The sequence below is a fragment of the Oryzophilus luti genome (assembly GCF_059726245.1).
On the sequence record NZ_AP040874.1, the window covers coordinates 1315925 to 1340488 of the forward strand.

The 24564-nt window shown below is 61.7% G+C and carries 23 protein-coding genes and 1 tRNA gene; 12 read left to right on the forward strand and 12 right to left on the reverse strand.

What is annotated here, in order from left to right; translation table 11 throughout:
- Window positions 1–28: 28 nt before the first annotated feature.
- Both AC6IZO_RS05755 and glmU read left to right on the forward strand, forming a co-directional pair.
- On the forward strand, window positions 29–1081 hold the full coding sequence (locus AC6IZO_RS05755) for a gluconeogenesis factor YvcK family protein (RefSeq protein ID WP_497808888.1): 1053 nt from the start codon (window positions 29–31) through the stop codon (window positions 1079–1081).
- A gap of 74 nt (window positions 1082–1155) precedes the next feature.
- Window positions 1156–2568 (forward strand): bifunctional UDP-N-acetylglucosamine diphosphorylase/glucosamine-1-phosphate N-acetyltransferase GlmU, encoded by a 1413-nt coding sequence (gene glmU / locus AC6IZO_RS05760; RefSeq protein WP_497808890.1) that lies wholly within the window; start codon window positions 1156–1158, stop codon window positions 2566–2568.
- Window positions 2569–2653: 85 nt separating this feature from the next.
- On the opposite strand, the gene AC6IZO_RS05765 is transcribed toward glmU, so the two are convergent.
- From AC6IZO_RS05765 to AC6IZO_RS05775, 3 genes are all read right to left on the reverse strand, one after another.
- Window positions 2654–2896 carry a hypothetical protein gene (locus tag AC6IZO_RS05765; protein WP_497808892.1) on the reverse strand — a complete coding sequence of 81 codons (243 nt, stop codon included), beginning with the start codon at window positions 2894–2896 and terminating at the stop codon, window positions 2654–2656.
- A 47-nt stretch (window positions 2897–2943) separates the two neighbouring features.
- Complete coding sequence (gene amrS / locus AC6IZO_RS05770) at window positions 2944–4038, reverse strand: AmmeMemoRadiSam system radical SAM enzyme (RefSeq protein WP_497808894.1); 1095 nt, start codon at window positions 4036–4038, stop codon at window positions 2944–2946.
- A gap of 123 nt (window positions 4039–4161) precedes the next feature.
- Window positions 4162–7605 (reverse strand): PAS domain S-box protein, encoded by a 3444-nt coding sequence (locus AC6IZO_RS05775; RefSeq protein ID WP_497808896.1) that lies wholly within the window; start codon window positions 7603–7605, stop codon window positions 4162–4164.
- A 210-nt stretch (window positions 7606–7815) separates the two neighbouring features.
- Between AC6IZO_RS05775 and AC6IZO_RS05780 the strand changes: the two genes are divergently transcribed.
- From AC6IZO_RS05780 to AC6IZO_RS05790, 3 genes are all read left to right on the forward strand, one after another.
- A complete protein-coding gene (locus tag AC6IZO_RS05780) occupies window positions 7816–8919 on the forward strand; it encodes an HD-GYP domain-containing protein (protein ID WP_497808898.1) in 1104 nt (367 codons plus the stop codon).
- 69 nt (window positions 8920–8988) lie between these two features.
- Window positions 8989–9270: a 4a-hydroxytetrahydrobiopterin dehydratase gene (locus tag AC6IZO_RS05785; RefSeq protein ID WP_497808900.1), complete on the forward strand. Its 282-nt coding sequence runs from the start codon at window positions 8989–8991 to the stop codon at window positions 9268–9270.
- A 337-nt stretch (window positions 9271–9607) separates the two neighbouring features.
- Window positions 9608–10354 (forward strand): SAM-dependent methyltransferase, encoded by a 747-nt coding sequence (locus AC6IZO_RS05790; protein WP_497808902.1) that lies wholly within the window; start codon window positions 9608–9610, stop codon window positions 10352–10354.
- An 86-nt stretch (window positions 10355–10440) separates the two neighbouring features.
- Here AC6IZO_RS05790 and AC6IZO_RS05795 read toward each other — a convergent pair whose 3' ends face one another.
- On the reverse strand, window positions 10441–10638 hold the full coding sequence (locus AC6IZO_RS05795; protein WP_497808904.1) for a hypothetical protein: 198 nt from the start codon (window positions 10636–10638) through the stop codon (window positions 10441–10443).
- A 185-nt stretch (window positions 10639–10823) separates the two neighbouring features.
- On the opposite strand from AC6IZO_RS05795, the gene AC6IZO_RS05800 reads away from it, so the two are divergent.
- Window positions 10824–11597, forward strand: a complete 774-nt coding sequence (locus AC6IZO_RS05800) for a tetratricopeptide repeat protein (RefSeq protein WP_497808906.1) — start codon at window positions 10824–10826, stop codon at window positions 11595–11597.
- 546 nt (window positions 11598–12143) lie between these two features.
- Here AC6IZO_RS05800 and AC6IZO_RS05805 read toward each other — a convergent pair.
- The 6 genes from AC6IZO_RS05805 to AC6IZO_RS05830 all read right to left on the reverse strand — a co-directional run bounded on the left by AC6IZO_RS05805 (window position 12144) and on the right by AC6IZO_RS05830 (window position 17476).
- Complete coding sequence (locus AC6IZO_RS05805) at window positions 12144–12581, reverse strand: hypothetical protein (RefSeq protein ID WP_497808908.1); 438 nt, start codon at window positions 12579–12581, stop codon at window positions 12144–12146.
- A 182-nt stretch (window positions 12582–12763) separates the two neighbouring features.
- On the reverse strand, window positions 12764–13132 hold the full coding sequence (locus tag AC6IZO_RS05810; RefSeq protein WP_497808910.1) for a hypothetical protein: 369 nt from the start codon (window positions 13130–13132) through the stop codon (window positions 12764–12766).
- Window positions 13133–13216: 84 nt separating this feature from the next.
- The gene (locus AC6IZO_RS05815; protein ID WP_497808912.1) at window positions 13217–13372 is read right to left on the reverse strand and encodes a hypothetical protein; all 156 of its coding nucleotides are present in this window, start codon (window positions 13370–13372) and stop codon (window positions 13217–13219) included.
- A gap of 1352 nt (window positions 13373–14724) precedes the next feature.
- Window positions 14725–15489, reverse strand: a complete 765-nt coding sequence (locus AC6IZO_RS05820) for a hypothetical protein (protein ID WP_497808914.1) — start codon at window positions 15487–15489, stop codon at window positions 14725–14727.
- Window positions 15490–15636: 147 nt separating this feature from the next.
- Complete coding sequence (locus AC6IZO_RS05825; protein WP_497808916.1) at window positions 15637–16710, reverse strand: AAA family ATPase; 1074 nt, start codon at window positions 16708–16710, stop codon at window positions 15637–15639.
- Window positions 16711–16774: 64 nt separating this feature from the next.
- Window positions 16775–17476: a hypothetical protein gene (locus AC6IZO_RS05830; protein ID WP_497808918.1), complete on the reverse strand. Its 702-nt coding sequence runs from the start codon at window positions 17474–17476 to the stop codon at window positions 16775–16777.
- 188 nt (window positions 17477–17664) lie between these two features.
- On the opposite strand from AC6IZO_RS05830, the gene gap reads away from it, so the two are divergent.
- From gap to secG, 6 genes are all read left to right on the forward strand, one after another.
- Window positions 17665–18669: a type I glyceraldehyde-3-phosphate dehydrogenase gene (gap, locus tag AC6IZO_RS05835; RefSeq protein WP_497808920.1), complete on the forward strand. Its 1005-nt coding sequence runs from the start codon at window positions 17665–17667 to the stop codon at window positions 18667–18669.
- A 90-nt stretch (window positions 18670–18759) separates the two neighbouring features.
- Window positions 18760–19968: a phosphoglycerate kinase gene (locus tag AC6IZO_RS05840; protein WP_497808922.1), complete on the forward strand. Its 1209-nt coding sequence runs from the start codon at window positions 18760–18762 to the stop codon at window positions 19966–19968.
- A gap of 326 nt (window positions 19969–20294) precedes the next feature.
- On the forward strand, window positions 20295–20918 hold the full coding sequence (locus AC6IZO_RS05845; RefSeq protein ID WP_497808924.1) for an O-acetyl-ADP-ribose deacetylase: 624 nt from the start codon (window positions 20295–20297) through the stop codon (window positions 20916–20918).
- Window positions 20919–20932: 14 nt separating this feature from the next.
- Window positions 20933–21688 carry a triose-phosphate isomerase gene (gene tpiA / locus AC6IZO_RS05850; RefSeq protein WP_497808926.1) on the forward strand — a complete coding sequence of 252 codons (756 nt, stop codon included), beginning with the start codon at window positions 20933–20935 and terminating at the stop codon, window positions 21686–21688.
- A 453-nt stretch (window positions 21689–22141) separates the two neighbouring features.
- Window positions 22142–22226, forward strand: a tRNA-Leu gene (locus tag AC6IZO_RS05855).
- 68 nt (window positions 22227–22294) lie between these two features.
- Window positions 22295–22615 carry a preprotein translocase subunit SecG gene (gene secG, locus AC6IZO_RS05860; RefSeq protein WP_497808928.1) on the forward strand — a complete coding sequence of 107 codons (321 nt, stop codon included), beginning with the start codon at window positions 22295–22297 and terminating at the stop codon, window positions 22613–22615.
- A gap of 119 nt (window positions 22616–22734) precedes the next feature.
- On the opposite strand, the gene AC6IZO_RS05865 is transcribed toward secG, so the two are convergent.
- Window positions 22735–23361, reverse strand: coding sequence for an MBL fold metallo-hydrolase (locus AC6IZO_RS05865; protein WP_497808930.1), 627 nt, complete (start codon window positions 23359–23361; stop codon window positions 22735–22737).
- Between the two features lie 22 nt (window positions 23362–23383).
- Window positions 23384–24553 (reverse strand): pyridoxal phosphate-dependent aminotransferase, encoded by a 1170-nt coding sequence (locus AC6IZO_RS05870; protein ID WP_497808932.1) that lies wholly within the window; start codon window positions 24551–24553, stop codon window positions 23384–23386.
- Between the last annotated feature and the right edge of the window lie 11 nt (window positions 24554–24564).

Here is a 24564-nt window from a genome sequence, read left to right on the forward strand (position 1 = left end):
CTTGCCCCTCCCGTGCAACTTCCCTGCCGTGTCACCTCACTCTGCAAAATCCGCTTCTGTATCCGGCAAGGACCGGCTGAACGTCGTCTGTCTCGGCGGCGGCACCGGCCTCTCCACCCTGTTGCGCGGCCTCAAGAAGTACACCGCCGACTCCGACAACGCGCACGATGCTGCGGAACATCCCATACGCCATCTGAGCGCCATCGTCACCGTCACCGATGACGGCGGCTCCAGCGGGCGCCTGCGCAAGGAACTGGGCGTGCCGCCGCCGGGCGACATACGCAACTGCATGACCGCCCTCTGCGACGACGAAGCGCTCATGTCCAAACTTTTTCAATACCGCTTCGGTGGCAGCGGCGAGCTTGAGGGACACAACTTCGGCAACCTGTTCGTTACGGCGCTTACACAGATCACCGGCGACTTCGCGCAGGCCGTCAAGCTCAGCTCCGCCATTCTTAAGACTCGGGGCACCATCTACCCCTCCACCAACAGCAACGTGGAACTTGAGGCGCTGATGGACGATGGCACGCGGGTGCGCGGAGAAACCCGCATCAGCGCCAGCCACCAGCGCATCGTAAGGCTTAGCCTCCTGCCCTCGAATGCACGCCCGCTCAAGGCGGCGGTGGAAGCCATTCGCGAAGCCGACTTGATCACCATCGGCCCCGGCTCGCTGTTTACCAGCATCATCCCCAACCTGCTGGTGCGCGGCATCACGCAGGCCATCTGCTCGTCAAAGGCCGTCAAGGTCTACATCTGCAACCTGATGACGCAAGCCAATGAAAGCCTCGACCTGACCGCCGCGCAACACATCCGCGCGATCTTTGAGCACGCCGGCGAACACTGCTTCGACTATGTGCTGCTGAACGACCGGCCCGTTCCGGCGCACCTGCGCAACGCTTACGCCGCCGAGGCCGCCACGCAGATCGTCAACGATTACGACCACATCGAGGCACTCGGCGTCACGCCTCTCTGCGGCGACTACCTGGTGGCCAAACAGCAAGCCCGCCACAACTCCGAGCGCTTGGCAGCCGACCTGGTCACTTTGGCGCGCCGCACACGCCTCGGCAAACCGCGCGCGTAGCCACCTCTCGTTGATCGTCTTTGCACGGCGGCACACGACCGTTCCCTTACAACTTCGTTACAATAGCTGGCGTCATGAGCAACAAGTTTGCAATCGCCATTCTTGCCGCGGGCAAAGGCACGCGGCTCAAGTCAAAGCTTCCAAAGGTTCTGCATGAGATTGCGGGCCGCCCGCTGCTGGCGCATGTCATTGCCGCCGCACCGGCTGACATTCCGCCAGCCGACATCGTCTGCATCATCGGCCACCAGGCTGATCGTGTGCGCAAGGCCGTGGAAGCCACCGGCGTCCGCTTTGTGGAGCAGACCGAGCAGCTAGGCACCGGCCACGCCCTGCAGATGTGCCGCGAGGCGCTTGCCGGTTACGATACCGTGCTGGTTCTCTCCGGCGACGTGCCGCTCATCCGCACGGAGACCATCGAGCGCGTGCGCCGCTTCCACACCGAGCGCAACGCGGCTATGACCATCCTGTCTGCCACGCCTGCCGATCCGTTCGGCTACGGACGCATTGTGCGCGGCGAGGGCGACACGGTCGCCGCCATTGTGGAGCAGAAGCAGTGCACGCCCGAGCAGGCCGCCATCGGCGAGATCAACTCCGGCATCTACGCCTTCAACGTGCGCGAACTGTTCGCCCGCATCGACCGCCTGAGCAAAGCCAACGTGCAGAAGGAGTATTACCTGACCGACATGGCCGAGTTGCTCCGCGCCGACGGGCTGCCGGTGCTGGCGCTGCCCGCCACGGATTCCAACGAAGTGCTCGGCATCAACACGCGCGCCGAACTGGCCACGCTCGATACGATGCTGCGCGCGCGCAAGTGCCAGGAGCTGATGGACGCGGGCGTCACCATCTACAAGCCGGAAACCTGCCTCATCGACAGCCAGGTGACCATCGGAACGGACACCGTCATCGAGCCTTTTGTGCAACTGCTCGGCAACACCGCCATCGGCAGCGACTGCCGCATCCAGTCCTACTCGGTGTTGAGCAACATGCAGCTTGCCGACGGCGTCATGGTCAAGCATGGCTGCATCTGCGAGGACTCCGAAGTCGAAAACGCCGCCATTCTCGGGCCATATTCGCACCTGCGCCCAGCCAGCCACATCGGGCCGGAGGCGCACGTAGGCAACTTTGTGGAGACGAAGAAGACGCGCCTCGGCCGCGGCTCCAAGGCCAACCACCTTACCTACCTCGGCGACGCTGAGATCGGCGAAGGCGCCAACATCGGCGCAGGTACGATCACCTGCAATTACGACGGCGTCTTCAAGCACAAGACCATCATCGGCGACGGTGCATTCATCGGCAGCGACACCACGCTGGTCGCGCCCGTCACGGTCGGCAACGGAGCCTATGTCGGCGCAGCCTCCTGCATCGCCAAGGACATTCCAGATGATTCACTCGGCTTGACACGTCCGCCGCAGATTGTGAAGGAAGGCTGGGCCAAGAAGAAGCGCGAGGAATTGAAGGCGAAGAAGGAAGCGGCGAAGGCGAAGTAGTCGCTCCCGTCCGCAAGCGAGCGCAGTTTCGTCCCAGGTTCGCGCCCAACAAAGGCGCAAGCCTGGGGCACCCAACTACATCTTGTTAGTCGAGCGCGCCCTTGGCGACATGTGCCTTGGCGGCAGGCACGGTGGTCTTGCACTGCTCTTCTGAGCAGTCGCAATATTCCATGCCGCAGCGCGTGCAGTCGCAGGCGGGCGTGGGCTGCTTCATCAGGCGGGCGGCAACGCCGCTGCGTGTGCCCGTGGCCTTCTTCGCAGAGTTGCTCTTTGCGCTGCCCTTCGTGCCCGGCTTGCGCGAGGTGGCGGTTTTCTTGGCGGCTCTCATGGCAGCACTATGAAACCCTGAAACCGAACACCGGGCTGTGACGGGACTCACTGGTTCCGGTGACTGACGGCCACTGCGCGCCGCGCCACCGCCTCCTGCTGGCTGAAGACCCCGGCAATAGCCGCACCGCAGAACCTGCACCGCCCTCCATCGCCATCACTCACCACGTCGTCACTGATGATGCTGTGCCACGAGCGCCGGACGATGCGCCGCTTGCAACCGGGGCAGATGGTATCGCCCGCATCGGTCTGCAGGTTGCCCTCATAGACGTATTTCAGCCCCATCTCCATCGCGATGCGCCGCGCGCGATCAAGCGTCGCGGTCGGTGTCGGCGGCTTGTCGATCAGCTTGTAATCCGGGTGGAAGGCCGTGAAGTGCAGCGGCACATCGTCCCCCAGCTTGGCGAGCACGAATTCGCAAAGCCGCCGCGTCTCATCCTCGGCGTCATTCATGGTCGGGATGATGAGGTTGGTGATCTCGAACCAGACATTCGTCTCGTGCCGCAGCCACTGGAGTGTGTCCAGCACCGGGTCCAAGCGCGAGAGCGTCACCTTGGCGTAGAAATCTTCGGTGAACGCCTTGAGGTCGATGTTGGCGGCGTCGATGTGGTCGTAGACATCGAAGAAGGCCTCGCGCGTGATGTAGCCGTTGGAAACCATCACGGTGTTAAGCCCGGCGGCGTGCGCCACCTTCGCAATGTCGATGGCATACTCCGCCCAGATGGTCGGCTCGTTGTAGGTGAAGGCGATGGACGGCGCGCCGTGCTGCTGCGCCAGCGCCACAACGTAATCCGGCGAGAGGCTCATGGCCTCGCTTTGCACGGCGCGGGCGCGGCTGATATCGAAGTTCTGGCAGAACTGACAGCCGAGATTGCAGCCTGCGCCGCCCAGCGAGAAGATCGAGGTGCCGGGCAGAAAGTGGTTGAGCGGCTTCTTCTCGATCGGGTCCAGCGCCACGGCTGCCGGGCGTCCGTAGCCGAGCTGCACCAGTTCGCCGCCCAGGTTCTGGCGCACGTAGCAGAAGCCATGCTGCCCCTCGGCGAGTTTGCAGTGCCGCGGACACAGGTAGCAATGCAGGCGGCCATCCGGAAGCTTCTGCCACCAGCGGGCAATCACCGGTTTCTCAGCCGAAGCGTACGTCATCGCGCTGATTGTACCGCCGCCGGCAACCGGAAATTCGCAGGAATCGTGCGGATGGCCCCTTACGGGAATCGCAGTTTTCGCGCAGTATTGCGAGATGGGCCGAGCCTTCGGTGGACGCGGCCGTTACTGCCCGCTTGCGCTTGGAATCTGGCGGCTGAGTTGCGCGCGTATCGCGCTGATCAGGTCTTCCATCTCAAACGGCTTCACCAGGTAGCTGGCGCCGGAGCGCTCGAGGAAGTCATGCTGCGCCGCGTTCTGTACATGGGAAGCTGCAAAAATCATGTGCCGCTCCATGCCGGGCTGCTCCTTGGCCAGCCAGTCGTAGAGCCCCTCCGCCGACCACGTTCCCCCGGCCTGCGTGCCAATCAGGATGACGTCAAAGTGGCGCTGCTGCAGCAGTTCGTAGGCCGACTGCCCCTTGGTCACCGCAGTCACCTCGGCTCCCGCACGGGTCAGCACCTCGCGCTCGAACTCCAGCACAGCCTCTTCCGATTCCACCAGCAGGATGCTGCCCGCGAGAGCGCGCTGCTCATGGTGATTGCGCGTCGCCGGCACAATCTCGCCACCGTGGGCGACCGGCAACTTCACCTGGAACACAGCGCCGCCCTCCGCGTGATTGAAGGCTACGATTTCACCCTCGTGCTCCTTGATGAGGCCGTAGCAGATCGAGAGGCCGAGTCCGGTTCCCTTGCCAATCTTCTTGGTTGTGTAGAACGGATCGAAGACCCGCTTCGTGTCCTTGATGCCCGGGCCGGAGTCATGGAACTCAACCACAACCGAACCGTTCTCCGGGAAGATACGAACCGCGAGCACGCCACCCTGTCCGGAATCCATGATGGCATCGGCCGCGTTGTTCACGATGTTCAGGAACACCTGCTCAAGCTGGTGAGAGTCGGCCATCACGTTTGGCACGTCATTGCCAAAGTCGCGTGTGATCTCGATGTTGTGCATCTTCAGATCGAAATCACGCAGCGACAGCGTGTCCTCCACCACCCGCCGCAAGTCCACCAATGCTCGTTCCGGCTTGCGCTGCCGCGCAAAGGAGAGCAGGTTCTGCACCACGCGCTGCGTGCGCTGCGCCTGCTTATAGAGCTTGAGCACGAAGTCGCGGCCGCGGTCGCTCTGCTGTTCGGACTCCAGCAGTTGCGCGTAGCCAAGAATGGCCGTCAGCGGATTGTTCAGCTCGTGCGCCACGCCGGAGATCAGCTGGCCGATGGCCGACATCTTCTCGCTCTGCAGCAGTTGCTCCTGCGCGCGCCGCAGGTCGGCGTATGCGCGCGAGGTCTCCTCGTAGAGACGGACTTTTTCAATGGTGGTGGCCAACTGCCGCGAGATAGCAATGAGCATATTCTCATCCGACTCGCTGAAGGTGCGGTCAGCGCGGGTACCAATGCCCACCACGCCCAGCGGACGCTTCTGCGCCCACAGCACCACGGCCATCCAGTTCTGGAAGCGCTCCTGCCGCAGCATCTGGCGCGTTGGCTCGGTCAGCATCTGCAGGTGACGCGGGGTCAGCAACTCCAGGTTGCCGGAGATGACCATGTTCCACCAACTATCAGGCATCTGCCGGTTCATCATCGCCACGGAGGTCTCCGCAAACTGGCCGAAGGTGGCGCGAACATTTAACGAACGGCCATCCGGCCCCACCATCAGCATGATGCCGGTCTCGCAGGCGAACAGTTCGACGGCGTGGCGCAGGGTCACGTCGAGGATTTCGTCAAGGTCGAAGGTCTGCGTGGCCACCACGGCAATGGCGTTGAGCGCGCGCAGTTCGCGGTTGCGCCGACGGATCTCCTGCTCCGCCAGCTTCTTCTCGGTGAAGTCCACGAGGAAGCCTGAAATGCGCTCCACTTCCCCGTTGATGTTGCGCGTAGCCAGAGAGTTCTCCAGCAGCGAAATTCGGCTGCCGTCCTTGCGCTTGTAGGTGACCTCGTAGTTTCGAACGAAACCGCGCGTCTCCATCTGCCACATATAGGCTTTGCGCTGGGCCGGTTCGGCAAAAATATCGTCGGAAACATTGAGCGCCAGCACATCGGCGCGGCTCTCGTAGCCCAGCATCCGGATGAATGCGCTGTTACATTCGAGAATCCTGCCATCGGCGCTTGAGACAAACACGCCCTCCTGCACTTCCTCGAAGAGCAGCCGGTAGCGTTCTTCGGCGGCGCGCTGCGCCGTCAGGTCCTTGATGATGTGCACGGTGCCGACACCGGCTTCCGGCTCGCCGACGTAGTTCGAGGTGGAGACCATTGAGTAGCCGCCGAAACACGGGTCCGGTGCCTCGCCAAGAATCGTGGCGGCACGCAGGCAGTACGGGCAGCCTTCTCCCGCATTCGGCAGCAGCATGGAGCAGTGCTTGCCAATCAGCTCGCCGAGGCTCCGCCCCAGCTTGTCGCACAGGGCGCGGTTGGCGCGCAGCAGACGCCCATCGGCGTCGTGCACCAGAATGATGTCTTCGATGGAGTCAAAGGTGCTGGCCCACTGCCGCTGCGAGCGCTGCAACTGCTCCACCATGCGCAGGTTTTCCAGCGCGATGCCGATGTGGTTGGCAATGGTGTAGAGGAAGCGCATCTCCTCCACGGTGCTCGCGCGCTCAAAGGAGAGGCCGATGCTCAGCACGCCAAGCACGCTGGCCTTGCCCAGGACTGGCACCAGCAGAACATGGTTCAGGCCAATCGACTGCAGCATGGCGCGAGGCGCTTCCGGCATTTCCTGCAGGTCCACGCGGGCCGTGCTGCGGTCCGTCATCAGGCGGCATGCCATGTCGTAATCGGCGTTAGCCAGCCTCGGGTCTGCCAGCCACTCGTCCGCCAACCCAATCTGCTGCTGAATCAACAGCCGCTGCCCCTCGGCAGGAGAGCGGAACCAGACCGCAGTGGCGCCGGTCATGCTCTTCACTTCCAGCAGGGCGGCCATCATCATGCCTGCCAGGTCCTGCGATTCGCTGACCGCGGCGGTGATGGAGCCGACGGCCGCCAATCGGCGTCCGCGGGCGCGTGAATCATCCAGCACGATCAGGAACATGCTGATGCCGAGCGCACCCTCAATCACTCCGTCCAGCATGCTGAAGCGGTGCGGCAGAGGGACGCCAACATCCAGATGCAATGCCAGCAAGGAAATGATCAGCAGCCAGGGGCCGGGTTCCCTGCGTCCGCGGCACCAGTACGCCAGCCGCACCACGCCTATGATTGCGATGGCGTAGCACACCAGGCGCAGGAAGATTGCCGCGCCCGCCGCGCCCTTCAGCCATAGCGCGTCCACAATGGCCGTGTCCACGCCTGTGGCACAGAGTACGCAGATTCCGTAAAGGAAGGTGCGCGACTCCACATAGTGCATCACCGAAACGGTGAACAGCGTAATGGCCAGCACAAAGCTGGCGCCCGCCAGAGCCGTCGCCGCCGGGGTGTACTGGAAATGAATTCCCGAGTAAAGCGCCTGTTTATAGAAAAGGAAGCTGAGCCAGCCAAGGACCCAGAAGAACAGATACCGGTGCCGGAAGGTGCGATACAGCAGCACCGCAATAGCCAGCAACATGCACGTCAGCGCACTCTGGCTGATTAAATTGGCCACCACCGAACTTGTCCAGACTGGCAGACTGCGGCTCCTGTGAAACAGTACTCTGCAAATCTTACAAAATGAATGCCTTTTTCTATATCACAGAGTGAAACAGAAACCATCACTTTTCCGTGGAACAGGCGCTTCACGAAACCGGAAAACCCGGTAAAATGCGTTGGACTACCCGCGAATAACACAAAGGGGTCAAGAAGGCTGGGGTACTCGGTGGCTGAACGAATTCTTGTGGTTGATGACGAAGAACCGATTCGCGAAATTGTCTCCTCCATGCTGGAGCATGCCGGCTATCACTGTGAGCAGGCCGGTACCGGCGTTGAGGCGCTCTCCCTGCTGCAATCCGGCGAGCGCTTCTCTCTCATGCTCTCCGACCTGATGATGCCGGAGATGGACGGCCAGACGTTATTGCAGCGCTCCAAGGAGCAGGTGCCCGACATGCAGGTGGTCATGGTCACCGCCGTGCACGATATTTCCGTGGCCCTCACCGCCATCCGCAACGGCGCTTACGACTATCTGCTGAAGCCCTTCGAGCGCGACCAGTTGCTGGCCGTCGTCAGCCGCGCGCTGGAAACCCGCCGCCTCAAGCTGGAGAATCTGGCCTACCAGGAGAACCTGGAGTCGCTCGTCAGCGCCCGCACCGAGCAGCTCCGCGACGCCCTGAACGAGTTGGAAAAGTCCTACGACATTACGCTTGAAGCTCTGGGCGATGCGCTTGATCTCAAGGACGCCGAGACCGAGGGCCACTCCAAGCGCGTTACGGCCTTCACCATCGCCATTGCCCGCGCTATCGGCCTCTCCTCGGACAAGATACGCATCATCGCCCGCGGCGCCTTCCTGCATGACATCGGCAAGATGGCCATCCCCGACGACATTCTGCGCAAGCCCGGCAAGCTGACCGAAAGCGAAGTCAGCACCATGCGTGAGCACTGCGTGCGTGGCTACATGATGCTGCGCAAGATTCCCTTCCTCGCCGAGGCCGCCGAGATCGTCTACTCGCACCAGGAGCGCTACGACGGCACCGGCTATCCGCGCGGGCTGAAGGGCGACGCGATTCCGCTCGGGGCGCGCATCTTCTCCGTGGCCGACGCGCTCGACGCCATCACCAGCGACCGCCCCTACCGCCCGGCCCAGAGCCTGCAGGCGGCGCGCGAAGAAATTCAGCGCTGGAGCGGACGCCAGTTCGACCCGGAAATCGTGCGCATCTTCCTCTCCATGCCCGACAGCATCTGGCAGGACCTGCGCCGCGAGGTGGACCAGAAGATTTACGGCTTTCTGGAGAGCCACCGCATCACCGGGCCCACCGGACGCGCCTGATCCGGCGCAACCAACCGGCACTTGCAAGCATCCATTCCTCCGTAGGCCGCTGCCCACGGAGGATTTTTCATGCCTGAAGCATTTTCCGAAAAAGAGATTTGGCGCGCGCTGGAGAAACTGCCCGGCTGGAGCTTCCATGACAACGCGCTGGAGCGTGAGTTCGAGCTGAAGAACTTTCTGGAGGCGATGAAGCTGGTCAACCGCGTGGCCGCCATCGCCGAAGACGAGGGCCACCACCCGGACATCACCATCCGCTACAACCGCGTCGGCTTCCGGCTCTGGTCGCACGACGCCCACGGCGTCACCGCCCGCGACCTCGCCTTGGCCGCACGCATCGGCGCGCTGGAGTAACGCTGCCCCTCACTCCTGCATACTCTGCGGTTACGACGTGCAGCGGAGTCTGTATCAGTCGCCTGCCGCATCGCTCCTTCTCGCGCTGGCGGCATCGCCCGCAAACGACGCCGATGCCTTCCAGCCCCACTCTGTCTCCGCTGTCATTCTGAGCGAAGCGAAGGATCCCCGCGTCCCATCCATCGCGGTGAAGCACAGAGTCTTTATCCCGTGTGCAGAATGAGCGCGCCAGAGCGGAAGCCCGGCGCGCAAATCAGGCTTCTGCATGTGTGAGAGAATGAGCGTTTCCACATCTGCTCTCCGCACATGTGGTCTATCGGCCAAAGGAGTATCTGCAGTGGACATTCCACGGATATTTACCGTTACCGAAAGCGCTCATCGCATCCATAATCCATTCACACCAGAAAAACTCTCCACCCTCGGCGCGGCGTTGCGCATGGAGCCTGGAACCCGCGTGCTCGATCTCGGCAGCGGTTCGGGCGAGATGCTGTGCACCTGGGCGCGTGATTACGGAATCAGCGGTACGGGTGTCGACATGAGTCCGCTGTTTACCGAACAGGCAAAACTCCGCTCTGCGGAGCTGGGTGTCGCCGATCAGGTCAACTTCATTCACGGCGATGCCGCCGGCTTTGTCTCCAACGAGAAGGTCGGCGTGGCAGCCTGTGTCGGAGCCACCTGGATCGGGGGCGGTGTCGCCGGCACTATCGCGCTTCTGGCCAGGAGTCTCCGCGCGGGAGGCATCATCCTCATCGGCGAGCCGTACTGGCTGCGAATGCCTCCAACAGAGGATGTCGCGAGGGGATGCCGTGCCGGTTCCATCGCAGACTTTCTCCTGCTTCCGGAGCTTCTCGCATCTTTCGATAACCTCGGCTACGACGTCGTGGAGATGGTTCTGGCAAACCAGGACAGCTGGGACAGATACGAGGCAGCCAAGTGGCTCACAATGCGCCGCTGGCTCGAAGCAAATTCCGACGACGATTTTGCGAAGGATGTGCGAGCCGAATTGGATTCGGCGGCGGAACGCTACGCCAAGTTCACTCGTGAATACCTGGGATGGGGTGTGTTCGCGCTCATGTCGCGATGAGGTCTTGCCTCTGCCGCCCGACAGGCAGCGGGCCGCAGGGGCAGTACCGGGGGTGGGACTGCCGTCGCAAAGAACGGGGCGCAGGCCTAGCCGGCCTGCTCGCTCTTTACGTTGTGTGACAACTGGCTCAAGTGTTCCTGCAGGCGCGCCAGTTCCTGCTGCGCATTCTCATTCCACTCGGAAAAACGCGGCGCTTCGCCCGCCTTGCGCGAACGCGCGGCAATGACAACGGCTCCCACACCACCCAGTCCCAGTACGGCCAACGGCAATTTCCACCAGCTCATGGTTCTCCCTTTCGGATACCTACTTGCATACCAATTATCGGCAACTGGAACAAGTGAAATCCAGTTGTGCAAAACAAAATTCATCCGGGCCGCCCTGTCCTCCCGTAATCGGCCTGATTCCCCGGCTGTTTCCGTCCCTCGGGCCGTGTGGTAATCTCCGCTGGACACCCAAACGTGAGGGTTGGATGAAGCTTCGCGACATGCAGGAGGCGGTGAGCATTGCCCTGAGGGGCAATACGCAACAGGCGCGGGCCTGGTTCCGCGATACCTTTGCGCGCGCCGCCAGTCCGGCTGAGTCCGCCGCCCTGCTTATCGAGTTCGTCCTGCAACTGGTGGAGAGCGGCCGCCTTGACGACGCCGACCAGGTGCTGGAGCAGTTGCAGGCCTCCGCCGCCGCTCCCTCGCTCAAGCTGCCCATCCAATATTGCCGTTCCATGCTCAAGGAGGCCAACCGCGACCTCTACGGTGCGCTGGCCCTGCTGCTGCAGATTGAGGATGTGCTCAACAGTCACCTGCGTCCCGCGCTGCCCGAGGACTTTGACGCCGAGTTTTACATACGGCTGGGCTCGCTCTACCTTGACCTGCAGGACCCGCCCAACGCCATACAGAAGCTGGAGCGCGCCCCGCGCACGCCGATGGCGCTTTACCTGCTCGGCACCTGCTACCTGGACCTGAAGGATGTGGAGAAGGCTGCCGCGCTGCTGGGCCAGGCGCTGGAGGGTGCCACCGAGGAGCGCATACGTCTGCTGGCCGGTTACCAGCTTGGCGTGGTGGAGTACAAGCGCAAGCATTATGAGGAGGCCTACCGCCAGCTTACGCGCTGCGAGAGCCTGCTCGGCACCGGCGCGCTCTCGCCGGGCCTGATCTACGAGGCGCTGGCCGCCACCGCCCGCGCCCTCAACAACCCCGCAGCCGAGCGCAAATACATGGCGCTGCTCTCCATCACCGTGAAGTTCTAGCCCACCGCATCCAGCTCGCGATTTCTCTCGTGGGCGCTGTTCCCCTTATGCAGCAGAAAGTTGACGCAGTACCGACTCTGGGGATATTGGCGGAGGCAAAATCCTTTCGTCATCGCTATTCAAACTGGCGGGTCAATTCGAGCAGCAGATTTCTCATCTCACCTGTTCTTGTCAAACTGGCCACCAAGCCGGGGTCTTGTCAGGACTGACTTCCCGCTCCAGCGGTGCATACACCGGATAGCTTTCGAAGAATGATTCCTTGAACTTTTTCCGCGCGCCCGCCAGTTCCTCAGGCGGCCTCTCCATAACTGTGGAGGCTCCGCTGGCGTATCCGGCGATGAAGCTCAAATACATGTCCAGGTCTGGCCCAGAGGATGGAAACGTTTCGCATCAATTCTCTTGAGTCTTGCACAATCGCGATACGGGAACTTGCAAGATAGTTCCCTTCTGTAGAGTTCCTCAAGTCTTTCTACAATCTGAGCCATCTCGCTCTCCACAATCGTGGCCGCGCCCGGCTCATTCTTGCGCGTCATTCGCAAATTGGGATCATCGGCCACAACTGCCGATGTGCCAACCAATACTCAGGTAATAGACATTTTCCCGGCATTGACTCACGACGAAACTGTGGCCGTTTCTGCAATACTCTTGCACGTTCTCTCCGTTCTCAGGTGCTTCCGCGTGATGCGCCCACCCCTGAGCGACAAGTTGCCTTTGATACTGTTGAAGAATGAGCGAAAATTCTTGATCGGAGCGATAGTGCCTTTCGATGTAGGCACTTCGTATTTTGTGATGCTGTTCCTGATCCAGTAATTCCGCATTACCCGGAGGAATTACCGCTTCCAATTCCTTTTCCATCCTGCTGACCTCTTGGGCGGATTGCTGGTCCAGATAGCCGAACGCATAGTAGGCCCCCACAACAAGAGGGAGAAGAATAGAGACCTTCCATGCGATGACTTTCCAGCCATTTCTGTTCAGCATAGACATTTCAAATCCTTCGTGTACGAGTTTCGCGCTTCCCCGCCATCTCAATACCAGCAACTCTCACTCGACACAAACCCGTGGTATTGCGTGTGCGGGCAAGGCGGACACTACCCCGTTCAGGCCGCCGTTGGCTGGAGCGCGGTGGTTCAGCCAAACCGTGGGACAGCCGCTCCACGACAGCACGCTTAGGAGGCACTTCCGCGCCAGCGCCGGTACATTTCAAAGGTCACCCAGTAGAACAGAATATTTACCGCGACATGCGCGACGCTCGCCATTGAGCTGAACCGAAGAATGATATTCCGTAGCTGCTCGACCGTGAGTACGGACGCACACAGGAATGCGAGGGGAACAGCAATCCTGCGATTCAGGAGTATGGCAATGCTGGCAGCCAGAGTCACGAGTATTTCAATCGGGTCCCATGCGCTCCACCCATATTGATCCTTGGTCGCGAGGAACCCGATCAATGCAAGCACCTCGACCAGCAACAGAAGCGCGGCGGGGACAAGAACGAACAACGAAAGAGGCTGGTTGTTTCCCTCGGGCTTGTTACTCACCTTAGGTACCCCCGCATAATTCTAGAGCTTCAACATTCCGAGGCGACGAACAGGCCTTTCTCCGAGCCACCCAGTCTGTCAAATCTACTGAGTCGCCGCCGGTTGCATTTCAAACTGTACGCTGTTGGTGCGCAGCCACTTTTTCGATAAGGGATCCTGCACATCCATATAGACGGTGTGCTTGCCAGTCTCGCTGAGATCATAGAAATAGCTGACGCGAATTCCATGAGTCCCCGACATTCCGGGAGAAATCGTCCATGCTATAGCCCTATCTTCGCGCATTGGCGGCTCCCCACGTTCAAGGAGTCTCCCAGTCACTTGTCGCTGAATCCGCGTGGTTGGCCGCTCCGCGCTGCCCCTTCCCTCCACATGCAGACGGCACGTACCAAACTCGTCGATTGATATCTCCTGACCGCTCAAGTTCCTTACCGTCAGCACGACCACGGGCGACTTCCCTATGGGGACGTTATCCTTATCGAGAGCGATCTTAACGGCGATACCGACGGACTGGCTTGCCGCAGTGTTGGTCTGCGCGACAACAGTAACGCCTATCCCAACGCAGAGTGCGATGAATCCCACAAGTAAGATGTAACTAAAACGCTTGATAATATGCTCTCCACCATCGCTGTGCTAATGCTGGCAGCTGCGTAGTTGAATGAGACACACGTACTCCACTCCGGGCATTCCATGTTATCAGTCGCCGGTTCCGCAGCCACCTCACCGCGATTCAGGGTGAACGAATTTCCCTGCGAAACATTATTGTGAACTGGTAGCCCACACAAGCCTTCTGCTGGTTTGTGCGGAACGGTGCAGCGTACGACGCGACATAGCTCCCTCCGCACACCACGACGGCCGCTGAAACGTCCTCACAGCGTAGTGCAGCAGCAGTTTCAATGCGAATGAATTATGGATGGAATATGGAGGAAAGTTGGCAGTAGAAGAAGAGGCTGGTCGGCCTGACAGACGATTCTAGGACTCTCGTACAGGCTGGAGAACTGCAACATAGCCGTTCAACTACTCCGGGCAACGAACCGAACCTTGTCCGGACGCCCCGCCAGCCACGAAGAAATGTAGAAGCCGTCGCTCGTCATATTGCCGCCCGCACAACTTCCTCCAACATCTTTCCTGTAAGAAGAGATGGAGCATTAGGTTCAGCCAAGCTCAGACCTACTTTGCCCCTGACTGCCGGAATTGATTGCCTCAAAGATAAGGGCTTCTACGAGCAGCACGAAGAGCAGTCCCATGAATTGGAAAAACCCTGCGGCTATCGCGAGTAGAAAGCAGACTGAAGCCACGGTCCACATTGCAACAGACCCGACCCTCGGCCATCTGAGCATAACGAAAAATACCGGCACCGTCAGCAGTCCGGTACAAACCAGCGAAGTGACTGCAAAGCTCCTGAAGTCATGGACCGGGTCAGCACCGAACCCAGCGGTCATAAGGAGAAAGAACGTAATGAATAGACATACCAGCGCTCCTGCAAGCAAGAGGACGATATTGACCGATGAGTAGCGGGTAACCGTCATTGGCAACTCGGGCTTCCAGACCAGTTTCAGGGAGCACGTCAGTTCAACCTGCTCCAGTAAATCCGCTCAGTACCTTGTCCGGCTCCGGTCGATGGTGACGGGGCGCTCGATCACCATCTCGATGGTGGTGCCGCTCTCGATGCGCATGTCCGGGCCGTGGCTGAACAGCGCGTAGCCGAGTCCGGTCAGCAATCCGGCTCCGGCGCCAACGCCCGCGCCAACGCCGGGGCTGCCGCTGACGGCCCCGATCAGCGCTCCGGCGCCCGCGCCTGCCTCGGTCGTCTTCAGCACCGTTCCCGCCTGCTTCCCCTTGTCGCCGTTGGCCTGCATGGTGCCCTCGGAGTCCTTCACGCGGCCGCTCTCCGAACCCGGCACGTTGTCGACGCTGCCCGGCAGCATGACCGTGTAGCCGTTGGGGAAGATGAGCGTGGTGAACTTTACGGTCAGTTCGGCGCGGCCCTTGATGCGCAGCGGACGGGTCACGCGCGTCACCTCGCCCTGCACGTAGGTTCCGACCGGGATGACGACCTTGCCGTCCATCACCACCGGAAAATTCGTCTCCGCGTAGATCGGGTCGCCGGGCTTGGCGTTTTTGGTGGAGATGGCGTGCTTGAGCACGATGGGAACCTTGGTTCCCACGGGAACAACGTACTGGCTGGACGGCGCGGGAGCGGCGTCCCTGGGCTGCGCGGTGGCCGCGTCAGGCTCTGCGGAAGCTGGCGGCGGTGCCGGCTGGGCAGCCGTCGGCTCGGGAGGCTCCGGCGCGGGGGCGGCGCCCTGCTGTGCGAGGGCGGCGGCGGAAAGCATGAGGCAAACGATCAGGGTGCGCATCACGGTCTGCACTCTCCTTCGGCTTGGGGTGTGCCGGTTGGACGCACCAGTTCGCGCGGCGTCACCGGCACGGGGCACGGCATGGTTCGCAAATGCAAACAGGCCGGACTCTCGGCCCGGCCTGTCTGCAATCGTTGTGTAACTTCTCTACTGCTGTTCCTTGCCCTCTTCGGCAGGAGCATTCGGCTCCACCGCGGCTTCCGGCTCGGAAGCCACTGGCTCAGGAGCGACGGGTTCGGCTGCCACCGGAACCTCGGGCTCTTCGGCAGGAGCTTCCGGCTGCGCGGCTTCCGCCTCGGGCGCCTTGTCGTGCTTCTTCAGCCGCACGATGGTCACCTTTGAGAAGCCTTCCTCGAACTTCGGCGGACGCAGCTTCTGCGCCATGCGCAGCATCACCTCATCCGGCACGTTGCGCTCGCGCTTGCGGTTGCGCTCCATGCAGATTTCGGTGGGCACGTCGAAGAAGACGGCGTGGGCTTCGTAGTTGAAGTCCTGCGCCATACGGATCCAGCTGTGGCGCTCCTTCGGCGACAGGTTGGTGGCGTCGATGTAATTCATCGGACGGTTGGCGATCAGGCGGGCGCGCAGCAGGGAACGCAGGGTCGAAAAGACCAGATCCTGGAAGCGCTGCTCGGTCGGATCGTCAAACAGCAGGCCGCGGATGAGGTCGCTGGAAAGCGGCACAATCTCGTGACGCTTGAACCAGGAGCTTTTGCCGCTGCCGGGCAGGCCAATGGCCAGCACGACGGCGCCCTTGGGCTTGCCGGTTTCTTTCTTCGCCGAAGGCTCGGGCTTGGGAGCCGCGGGCTCGGTCTCCGGTTCGGCGGGCGTTACGCCGTCAACTTCGGCGGCTTCGCCGGTCGCCTGACCGGGGTCTATGGGCAGCGTGGCTGCCTTCTGGTTGCGGTTGCGTCCGCGGCCTCCACGGCCGCGCCGGCGCGAGCGTTCACGGCGGTTGCCCTGGGGAGCGGCGGCGGGTGCTTCATCTTCGCCACCAGCTTCGGTAGGGTCGGCCTCCGGCTGTGCTTCGTAAACCGGCTGCGGTGTTTCGGAGAGGTCACGTGCGGTTGGCTCATCCGCAGAACCCGACCACGAAGTATCGCGGTCAAGGAAGGTGGGCTGTAAAGGCTCGGCACCCTTCTGCGGTTGGGCCTGATCTTGAGTGGGGGCTTGCCCCGATTTGTTGCGCCGCTTGTTGCGGTCGCGCATCCACTTGCGCATAAGCGACTTATATCACGACAAGCTGTCAATCCGCGAGTCTTATGCGCACTTCTTCATTGGAAGTTCATTGGCGCCCATGCTCTTCCGGGTCATAGTGCCGCAGGCCGCGAACCACTTTGTGCGTCGGCGCCGGACGCAGCCGGTAGCCCCACGGACGCCCCGACGGACCGTCAAAGCGCCCCGCCAGTTCGTAGAGCCGCTCCTTGTAACGGATGGTCGCCGAGTCATGCCAATCGTCCTTGGGGCGGCAGCTCGTGATGGTCAACCCGCCTTCGGGGCCGGGACGCACCTCGTCGGCGCAACGCAGAGGCAGTGCGGCTTGGCGGAAGCCCGTCCCCAGGCCGACCACGAACATCTCCACCACCGCCAGCGGCAGCGTGGGAACCACCTGCATGCTGACGGCTCCGGCCAGGGTGCGCACAATGCCCTCGGTGATGAAGTAGATGCCGGCCCACGTCTGCCAGCGCAGGAAGAATGTCGCAAGCCCGTTGAACCCCATACCATAGGCGGCGGCCACGCCTCCGGCGTAAGCCACGGCTTGGTTCTGACCGCCGGGCTTTGAGTTCAGGATGTCGAACACTCCATCAATGGAGCCGGACACTACCGTCATGTAGGAGGTGAAGAGCAGGAGGAACGCAATCAGCAATTCAAGGAAGCCGCACATCCAGGATTCACGCGAGGTCGGAATGAAGTCCTTCAACAGAACGCGTCGCGTGCGCTCCGGCAGGAGCGAGGCAATCATGCCCGGAATGGTGCGTGCAGCCACGCGGGAATTCTACGGCGCAATTTCATCCGCGACGAGAAAGAAATGCCGGTTTGCCCGCGTGTGCCGTGGATGCTACCATTTCCTGTTTCATAGTTGCGGTTGGCAATTCTCAATTCACTTATCAGCGGGCCGTGGCGGACCATTGTGGCGGCTCGCATGCTCCTCAAACTCTCTCGGAGGCACAGGTAATGGCAATTAAGGTTGGCATCAACGGATTCGGCCGCATCGGCCGCAATGTGTTCCGCGCCGCGCTGAACGATCCCAACATCGACATCGTCGCCGTCAACGATTTGACCGACTCGAAGACGCTGGCTCACCTGCTGAAGTACGACTCCATCCTCGGCAACCTGAAGCACGACATCAAGGCCGAGGGCGAATCCATCCTGGTCGATGGCAAGGCCGTCAAGGTCTTCGCGCAGCGCGATCCGGCGCTGATCGACTGGTCTTCGCTGGGCGTGCAGGTTGTGGTTGAGTCCACCGGCCGCTTCACCGAGGCCGACAAGGCCAAGGCCCATCTCCACGGCACGGTCAAGAAGGTCATCATCAGCGCTCCGGCCAAGGGTGAGGACCTCACCATCGTGCTCGGCGTCAACGATGACAAGTACGACGCAGCCAAGCACAACGTCATCAGCAACGCCAGCTGCACCACCAACTGCCTGGCGCCGGTCGCCAAGGTACTCAACGATACGTTCGGCATCCAGAGCGGCCTGATGACCACCATCCACAGCTACACGAACGACCAGGTCATCCTCGACTTCCCGCACAAGGACCTGCGCCGCGCCCGCGCCGCTGCCCTGTCGATGATTCCGACCTCGACCGGCGCCGCCAAGGCCCTGAAGCTCGTCATCCCCGAACTGACCGGCAAGCTCGATGGCTTTGCCATCCGCGTCCCAACGCCGAACGTCTCGGTCGTTGACCTGACCTTCGTGGCCGAGAAGCCGATCACCGCCGAGGCCATCAACGAGGCCATCAAGAAGGCTTCGGAAGGCTCGCTGAAGGGCATCCTCGGATACGAGGAGAACGAGCTGGTCTCCAGCGACTTCAAGGGCGACGCGCGTTCGTCGATCTTCGACTCCAAGCTGACCAAGGTGCTCGGCCAGACGGCGAAGATCATCAGCTGGTATGACAACGAGTGGGGCTACAGCAACCGCGTCAAGGACCTCATCACCTTCCTTGGCAAGAAGGGCCTGTAACCGTTGCGAATGACCGTGAGGGGAGCCGACAAGGGCTCCCCTCCGTTGTAAGCGGCTGCCCCGCGCAGCCTGACTCAGTCAGGAATTACCATGGCGAAACTTTCGATCCGCGATATTTCCCTCACCGACAAGCGAGTGTTCATGCGCGTGGACTTCAACGTCCCGCTCGATGCCGGCCGCGTGGCCGATGACACCCGCATCCGCGAAACTCTTCCCACCATCGAGTACGCCCTGCGTCACGGCGCCAAGCTCATTCTGGCTTCGCACCTGGGACGCCCCAAGGGCAAGGTGAAGCCCGAGTACAGCCTGAAGCCTGTGGCCGAGCGCCTGCGCGCGCTGTTGCATGAGCGCCTGGGCGACGGTGTCAACGTCGGCTTCTCTCCCGATTGCGTTGGCGAGCAGACCGAAGAGATGGCCCGCGACTTGGAGCGCGGTCAGACGCTGCTGCTCGAAAACCTCCGCTTCCACCCCGAAGAGGAGGCCAACGACGCGGCGTTCAGCGAGAAGCTGGCCAAGCTGTGCGACATTTATGTGAATGACGCATTTGGCTCCGCGCACCGCGCGCACGCCTCCACCGAAGGCATCACGCACTACGTGAAGACCTCCGTTGGCGGCCTGCTGATGGAGAAGGAGCTTCAGTACCTGGGCAAAGCCACCTCGGACCCGGCCAAGCCGTTCGTCGCCATCCTGGGCGGCGCCAAGGTCAGCGACAAGATCGAGGTCATCCGCAACCTGATGACCAAGGTCGATACGCTCATCATCGGCGGCGGCATGGCCTACACATTCCTGAAGTCTCAGGGGCAGGAAGTGGGCAAGAGCCTGCTCGAAGCCGACAAGCTGGAGCTGGCGGCTTCCCTGCTCGCCGAAGCCAAGCAGCGCGGCGTGAAGCTGCTGCTTCCGGTGGACCATGTGGTGGCCGATAAGTTCGACGCCGCCGCCAAGCCCATAGCGGTCGCCGAAGGTCAGCCAATTCCGGCTGACAAGATGGCGCTCGACATTGGCCCGGCAACGGTCGACGAGTTTGCCACCGAGATTGCCACCGCGCGCACCATCGTCTGGAACGGCCCCATGGGCGTCTTTGAGTTTGACGCCTTCGCCAAGGGCACCATCGCCATTGCCGAGGCCGTGGCCGACAACGCGGGAGCAACCAGCATCGTGGGCGGCGGAGACAGCGTGGCTGCGGTGAAGAAGGCCGGCGTGGCCGACCGCATCTCGCACATCTCCACCGGCGGCGGCGCGTCGCTTGAATTCCTTGAGGGTAAGAAGCTGCCGGGCGTTGAGGCGCTGACCAACAAGTAATCTCGTTGAGGTGAGCGAACAATGAAACAGGACCAGCCATTGCCGGAATTGAATTCGAACTCCGCGCCAACGGAGCATCGCTTTCGGGGTGTACAGCAGTGGACAATCCTGGCCTTGCTCGTCGCTAACTCAGCAGCGTCAACGGCGGCCTATACGCGATGGGGATTCGACCGGTCCGTTGCGGCGGCGGTGTTCTATCTCGGACAGACCTTGTGCATTGGACTGCTTCTCCTGCCAAAGAAGGAAGCCGCTCCGAGACAGTACTTGCAGCTCTTCTGCTGGGCACTTGTGACGGCATGGTTCACTTTCTCACTTAATCGACTCTAATGCCCGATCTGCTCAAATTCGAATTGCGGAGTGGTGCCGCGGTCTTCCTGGAAGAAGGCGACATCACCCGCCAGCACACGGACGCCATCGTCAACGCCGCCAACTCCACGCTGATGGGCGGCGGCGGAGTCGATGGCGCCATTCATCGTGCGGGCGGCCCCGCGATTCTCGCCGAGTGCAAGAAGATTGTTGCCCAGCACGGGCACCTGCCGCCGGGACAAGCCGTCCACACCACCGGAGGCAAGCTGCCCTCTGCGTTGGTCATCCACACGGTCGGCCCCATCTGGCGTGGAGGCCTCGAAGGCGAGGCCGGTCTGCTGGCGAGCTGCTACCGCGAATGTCTGCGGCTGGCCACGCGCCTGCAACTGGAGACCATCGCCTTTCCGTCGATCTCCACCGGCGCCTACGGCTACCCGCTGGCGGATGCCGCGGCGGTGGCGCTGCGCACCGTCTTTGACGAGCTGCAGCCCGACAACAGCGTGCGCGAAGTGCGTTTTGTGCTCTACAGCGAGCACGCCTTTGAAACTTATGCCGCCGCCGGACGTCAAATTCTGAAAGCGCGTCCGGGCTTTGCAACCGTTCACACCATTCACCTTCCACACAACAACGAGCGCGACGTGTGATTGCGCCGAGAGGAATGATGATGCGTAAGAAGATCATTGCCGCCAACTGGAAGATGTACAAGACCCCCGCTGAAGCTGCCGAATTCATGAAGGCGTTTTTGCCGCTCGTCGAGGGACATGACCGCGACGAAATCGTGATCTGTCCTCCGTATCTCGACGTGGCGACCGTAGTTGAAGCCGCCAAGGGCAGCCATGTAAAAGTTGGCGCGCAGGATGTTTACTGGGAGAAGGAAGGCGCATTCACCGGCCAGGTCTCCACCAGCATGGTGAAGGGCGCGGGCTGCGAATTCGTCATCATCGGCCACTCCGAACGTCGCCAGTATTTTGGTGAAACCGACGACACCGTGAACCGCCGCCTTGAAGTCGCTCTCGAAGCCGGCCTGACGCCCATCGTCTGCGTGGGCGAAGTGCTTGAGGAGCGCGAGGCCAACATCACCGGCGACGTGCTGCGCCGCCAGTGTTCACGCGCCTTCCGTGGCATTGGCAAGGCCAAGGCCGCCAAGCTGGTTGTGGCCTATGAACCGGTCTGGGCCATCGGCACCGGCAAAACCGCCACTCCGGCGCTCGCGGCTGACGCGCATAGCATCATCCGCGACGAGGCGTCTTCGGCCTTCGGCGCCGACTTCGCCGCGCAGCTCCGCATTCTCTACGGCGGCAGCGTCAAGCCGGAGAACGTGAAGGAGTTGATGGCTGAAAGCGAGATCGACGGCGCCCTTGTGGGCGGCGCCAGCTTGAAGCCGGATTCCTTCGTGAAGATCGTGAAGTATTAATTCGTCAAGAAGCGTCATCCTGAGCGAGGAGGCACGGCAAGCGGCGCACGCCGCAGTGCCTCTGAGCCGAAAGATCTGCTGTTGAAGCCCCGTCGGACTCTCCGAGCGGGGCTTTCCTTCGCGTTCCGAAGCAACGCGGGGTGCCCTAGGTTCGCCGAGCACAGCGAGGCTAACCTGGGACGCACGTCATTCATCTTTCACACTCCATCCTCCGTGCCCCGCATCTGCCCGCCCTTGGCAGATGTGGGTGTCTCCCCCGCCAGAAGTCTCTTTCACCACTCCGGCAAAAGGAGTTTTCCTCAGCACGGAGGCAAAAACATCGGCCATGCGCTAGGAACTGGCTTAGTCCTTTGCTATAATCAGCTTGCCTCAGTACGAGTTCTTTGGAGACCAGACAGCAGTACCCCAGGCAGGGAGCGGCGCAAGCCGCCAGCGCAGCAACAGGCGCACTGTGCGGAAGTGGTGGAATTGGCAGACACACCATCTTGAGGGGGTGGCGCCGCAAGGCATGCGGGTTCAAGTCCCGCCTTCCGCACCATCGTTTCTCCAAACTCAAACTGGCAAAAGATTCATCCGGCGTGGGTTCGCCGCCGGAAAGGAACATCGATGCATCCGGTTATCATCGGCATTGTCACCTTCATTCACGTAGTGGTTTGCCTGTTCCTCATCGCGGTCGTCCTGCTGCAGAGCGGCAAGAGCGCCGACATCGCCGCCACCTTTGGCGGAGCCGGTTCGCAGACCGCTTTCGGTCCCCGTTCGGCTGCCAGCGCGCTGAGCAAGGCCACCACTTGGGCCGCCGTTATCTTCATGCTCACCTCGTTCACTCTGGTGGTCTTCGCCACGCGTAGCGCCAACTCCGGCGGCAGCGTGCTGGACGGCACCAAGTCCGTGCCTGTGAAGTCGGCCCCGGCACAGCCTGGCAAGTAAACAAGTTTCAAGCAACGCAAAAGGCCTCCCACGCGGGAGGCCTTTCTATTTGTTTCCAATCTGTCATTCCGGCCGGGGTGCCGCAAGCACAAAGCGGAGGAGCCTTCGGTTCTCCGCCCTCACCCCAGGAATGGGTTCGACTCGCGCTCTTCCCCGATGGTCGTCTCCGGGCCGTGCCCGGCAATCACCCGCGTCTCATCCGCCAGCGGCAGCAGCTTGTTATGGATGGAGCGCAGGATGGCCTGCGGGTCTCCGCCCGGCAGGTCGGTGCGGCCAATGGAGCCGTTGAACAGCGTGTCTCCGGCAATGAGCGTCTTCTGCGGCTCAAATAGCAGGCAGATGGAGCCGTGTGTGTGGCCGGGCGTGTGCAGCACTTCGGCCTCCAGCCCGCCCACGTGGAGCTTGTCGCCGTCGGCGAGGTCGGCATCGATCTCAACCTTGCCGGGCGCCTCCATGCCGAGCCATGCCGCCTGCCTGTCGAGCATCTTCAGCAGCATGGCATCATTGCGGTTCAGCAGCACCGGCGCGCCGGTCAACTGCTTCAGCTTCATGGCACCGCCAATGTGGTCCATGTGAGCATGGGTAATGACAATCTGCTTCACCGTCAGCCCGTGTTTCTGCACAATCCGCAGGATGGCCGTGATGTTGTCGCCGGGATCGATGACCATCGCCTCGTGCGACTGCTCATCGCCCACAATGGAGCAGTTGCACTGCAACGCGCCGACGGGTAGCACTTCGTGAATCATGGGGTCCTCGCTCGGCCTGAGTCTAACAGGCGCGCAGGAATTCCAGCATCCTTCGCACACCCTCGCGGAACACTTCCGGCGGGGTGATGAGGCTGAGCACCAGGTAGCCGTCCCTGGCAAAGTCAAAGAACATGCCCGGATGCACAAGCACACCTTCGTGTTCCAGCAGCGCAATGGTCAGCTCTTCGTCCGTGCGTGTGACCGGCACGCGCAGCACGGCGTACCACCCACCCTCCACGCGCTGTCGCTCCAGCTCCGGACGCGCCGAAAGCTGTGCATCCAGCTCCAGAAGGTTGCCAAGCACGCGCTGTGAAAGCTGCTGCTGAATGCGCTGCCGCGTCTTGAGCAGCGTTGGGATGGCCCACTGCACCGGCGCGTTGGGCGACAGATAGGTGTCGGCAATAACTTCAAGCCGCGCCATGGCATCGCGCGCGATTTCTTCCGGCCCGGTCACGCAGAGCCACGCCACTTTGATTTGCGGCAGCGCGGAGATCTTCGAGAGACCGCTGAGCGTCAGGGTCAGCGCATCCTTGTTCGCCGCAAAGGTCGCACGCTCCTCGTCCGGCTCCAGGTTGTAGTCGAGGAAGACCTCGTCGGCAACGATGGCCAGTTCATGCTCGCGGCAGAGCGCGTTCAGCCGCTCCATCTCCCACGGCTTAATGTAGGAGCCCGTCGGGTTGTTCGGGTGCACCACCATCACCACGCGCGAGCGCGGCGTAATCGCCTGCCGCAGCGATTCAAACTCAATCTGCCAGCCGTGGTCGTAGACCAGCTCATACGGCACCAGCTTCACGTCCTGCAAATCGGCCAGAAACTCAAAGAGCGGATAGCTCGGCGCAGGCACCAGCACCTCGTCTCCGGGGTCGCACAGCAGCCGGAAGCAGTAGGTGTAGGCCTCCGAAGTGCTGACCGTGAGCACAACGTCTTCGGCGGCGATGGGCGCGCCCAGCCCCGCGTAATAACCAGCCACGGCCTCGCGCGCGGGCAGAATGCCCTTCGATGCCGGCTCATAACGCAGACCGTTCGGATGCGTGAGCGCGGCGCGAATCGTCTGCTCCTCGTATTCGAGGCCGATGACCGTCGGGTTCGAGGCGGTCAGGTCCAGCAGGCTGCGGCCAGAAGACTTGAACGAGTCCACGGCCTCCGTGTAGCGGTTCTTCAGCAAATCCCAGTTGGTGCGGCGGGCAAACAATGCGGCGATCT

What these genes read in the sequence shown, in the direction of transcription:
- glmU (WP_497808890.1), top strand. Translation starts at nt 1,156, where the DNA reads ATGAGCAACAAGTTTGCAATCGCCATTCTTGCCGCGGGCAAAGGCACG.
- AC6IZO_RS05765 (WP_497808892.1), bottom strand. Translation starts at nt 2,896, where the DNA reads ATGAGAGCCGCCAAGAAAACCGCCACCTCGCGCAAGCCGGGCACGAAG.
- amrS (WP_497808894.1), bottom strand. Translation starts at nt 4,038, where the DNA reads ATGACGTACGCTTCGGCTGAGAAACCGGTGATTGCCCGCTGGTGGCAG.
- AC6IZO_RS05785 (WP_497808900.1), top strand. Translation starts at nt 8,989, where the DNA reads ATGCCTGAAGCATTTTCCGAAAAAGAGATTTGGCGCGCGCTGGAGAAA.
- AC6IZO_RS05795 (WP_497808904.1), bottom strand. Translation starts at nt 10,638, where the DNA reads ATGAGCTGGTGGAAATTGCCGTTGGCCGTACTGGGACTGGGTGGTGTG.
- AC6IZO_RS05800 (WP_497808906.1), top strand. Translation starts at nt 10,824, where the DNA reads ATGAAGCTTCGCGACATGCAGGAGGCGGTGAGCATTGCCCTGAGGGGC.
- AC6IZO_RS05805 (WP_497808908.1), bottom strand. Translation starts at nt 12,581, where the DNA reads ATGTCTATGCTGAACAGAAATGGCTGGAAAGTCATCGCATGGAAGGTC.
- AC6IZO_RS05815 (WP_497808912.1), bottom strand. Translation starts at nt 13,372, where the DNA reads ATGTCGGGGACTCATGGAATTCGCGTCAGCTATTTCTATGATCTCAGC.
- AC6IZO_RS05820 (WP_497808914.1), bottom strand. Translation starts at nt 15,489, where the DNA reads ATGCGCACCCTGATCGTTTGCCTCATGCTTTCCGCCGCCGCCCTCGCA.
- AC6IZO_RS05825 (WP_497808916.1), bottom strand. Translation starts at nt 16,710, where the DNA reads ATGCGCAAGTGGATGCGCGACCGCAACAAGCGGCGCAACAAATCGGGG.
- gap (WP_497808920.1), top strand. Translation starts at nt 17,665, where the DNA reads ATGGCAATTAAGGTTGGCATCAACGGATTCGGCCGCATCGGCCGCAAT.
- AC6IZO_RS05840 (WP_497808922.1), top strand. Translation starts at nt 18,760, where the DNA reads ATGGCGAAACTTTCGATCCGCGATATTTCCCTCACCGACAAGCGAGTG.
- AC6IZO_RS05845 (WP_497808924.1), top strand. Translation starts at nt 20,295, where the DNA reads ATGCCCGATCTGCTCAAATTCGAATTGCGGAGTGGTGCCGCGGTCTTC.
- tpiA (WP_497808926.1), top strand. Translation starts at nt 20,933, where the DNA reads ATGATGATGCGTAAGAAGATCATTGCCGCCAACTGGAAGATGTACAAG.
- secG (WP_497808928.1), top strand. Translation starts at nt 22,295, where the DNA reads ATGCATCCGGTTATCATCGGCATTGTCACCTTCATTCACGTAGTGGTT.
- AC6IZO_RS05865 (WP_497808930.1), bottom strand. Translation starts at nt 23,361, where the DNA reads ATGATTCACGAAGTGCTACCCGTCGGCGCGTTGCAGTGCAACTGCTCC.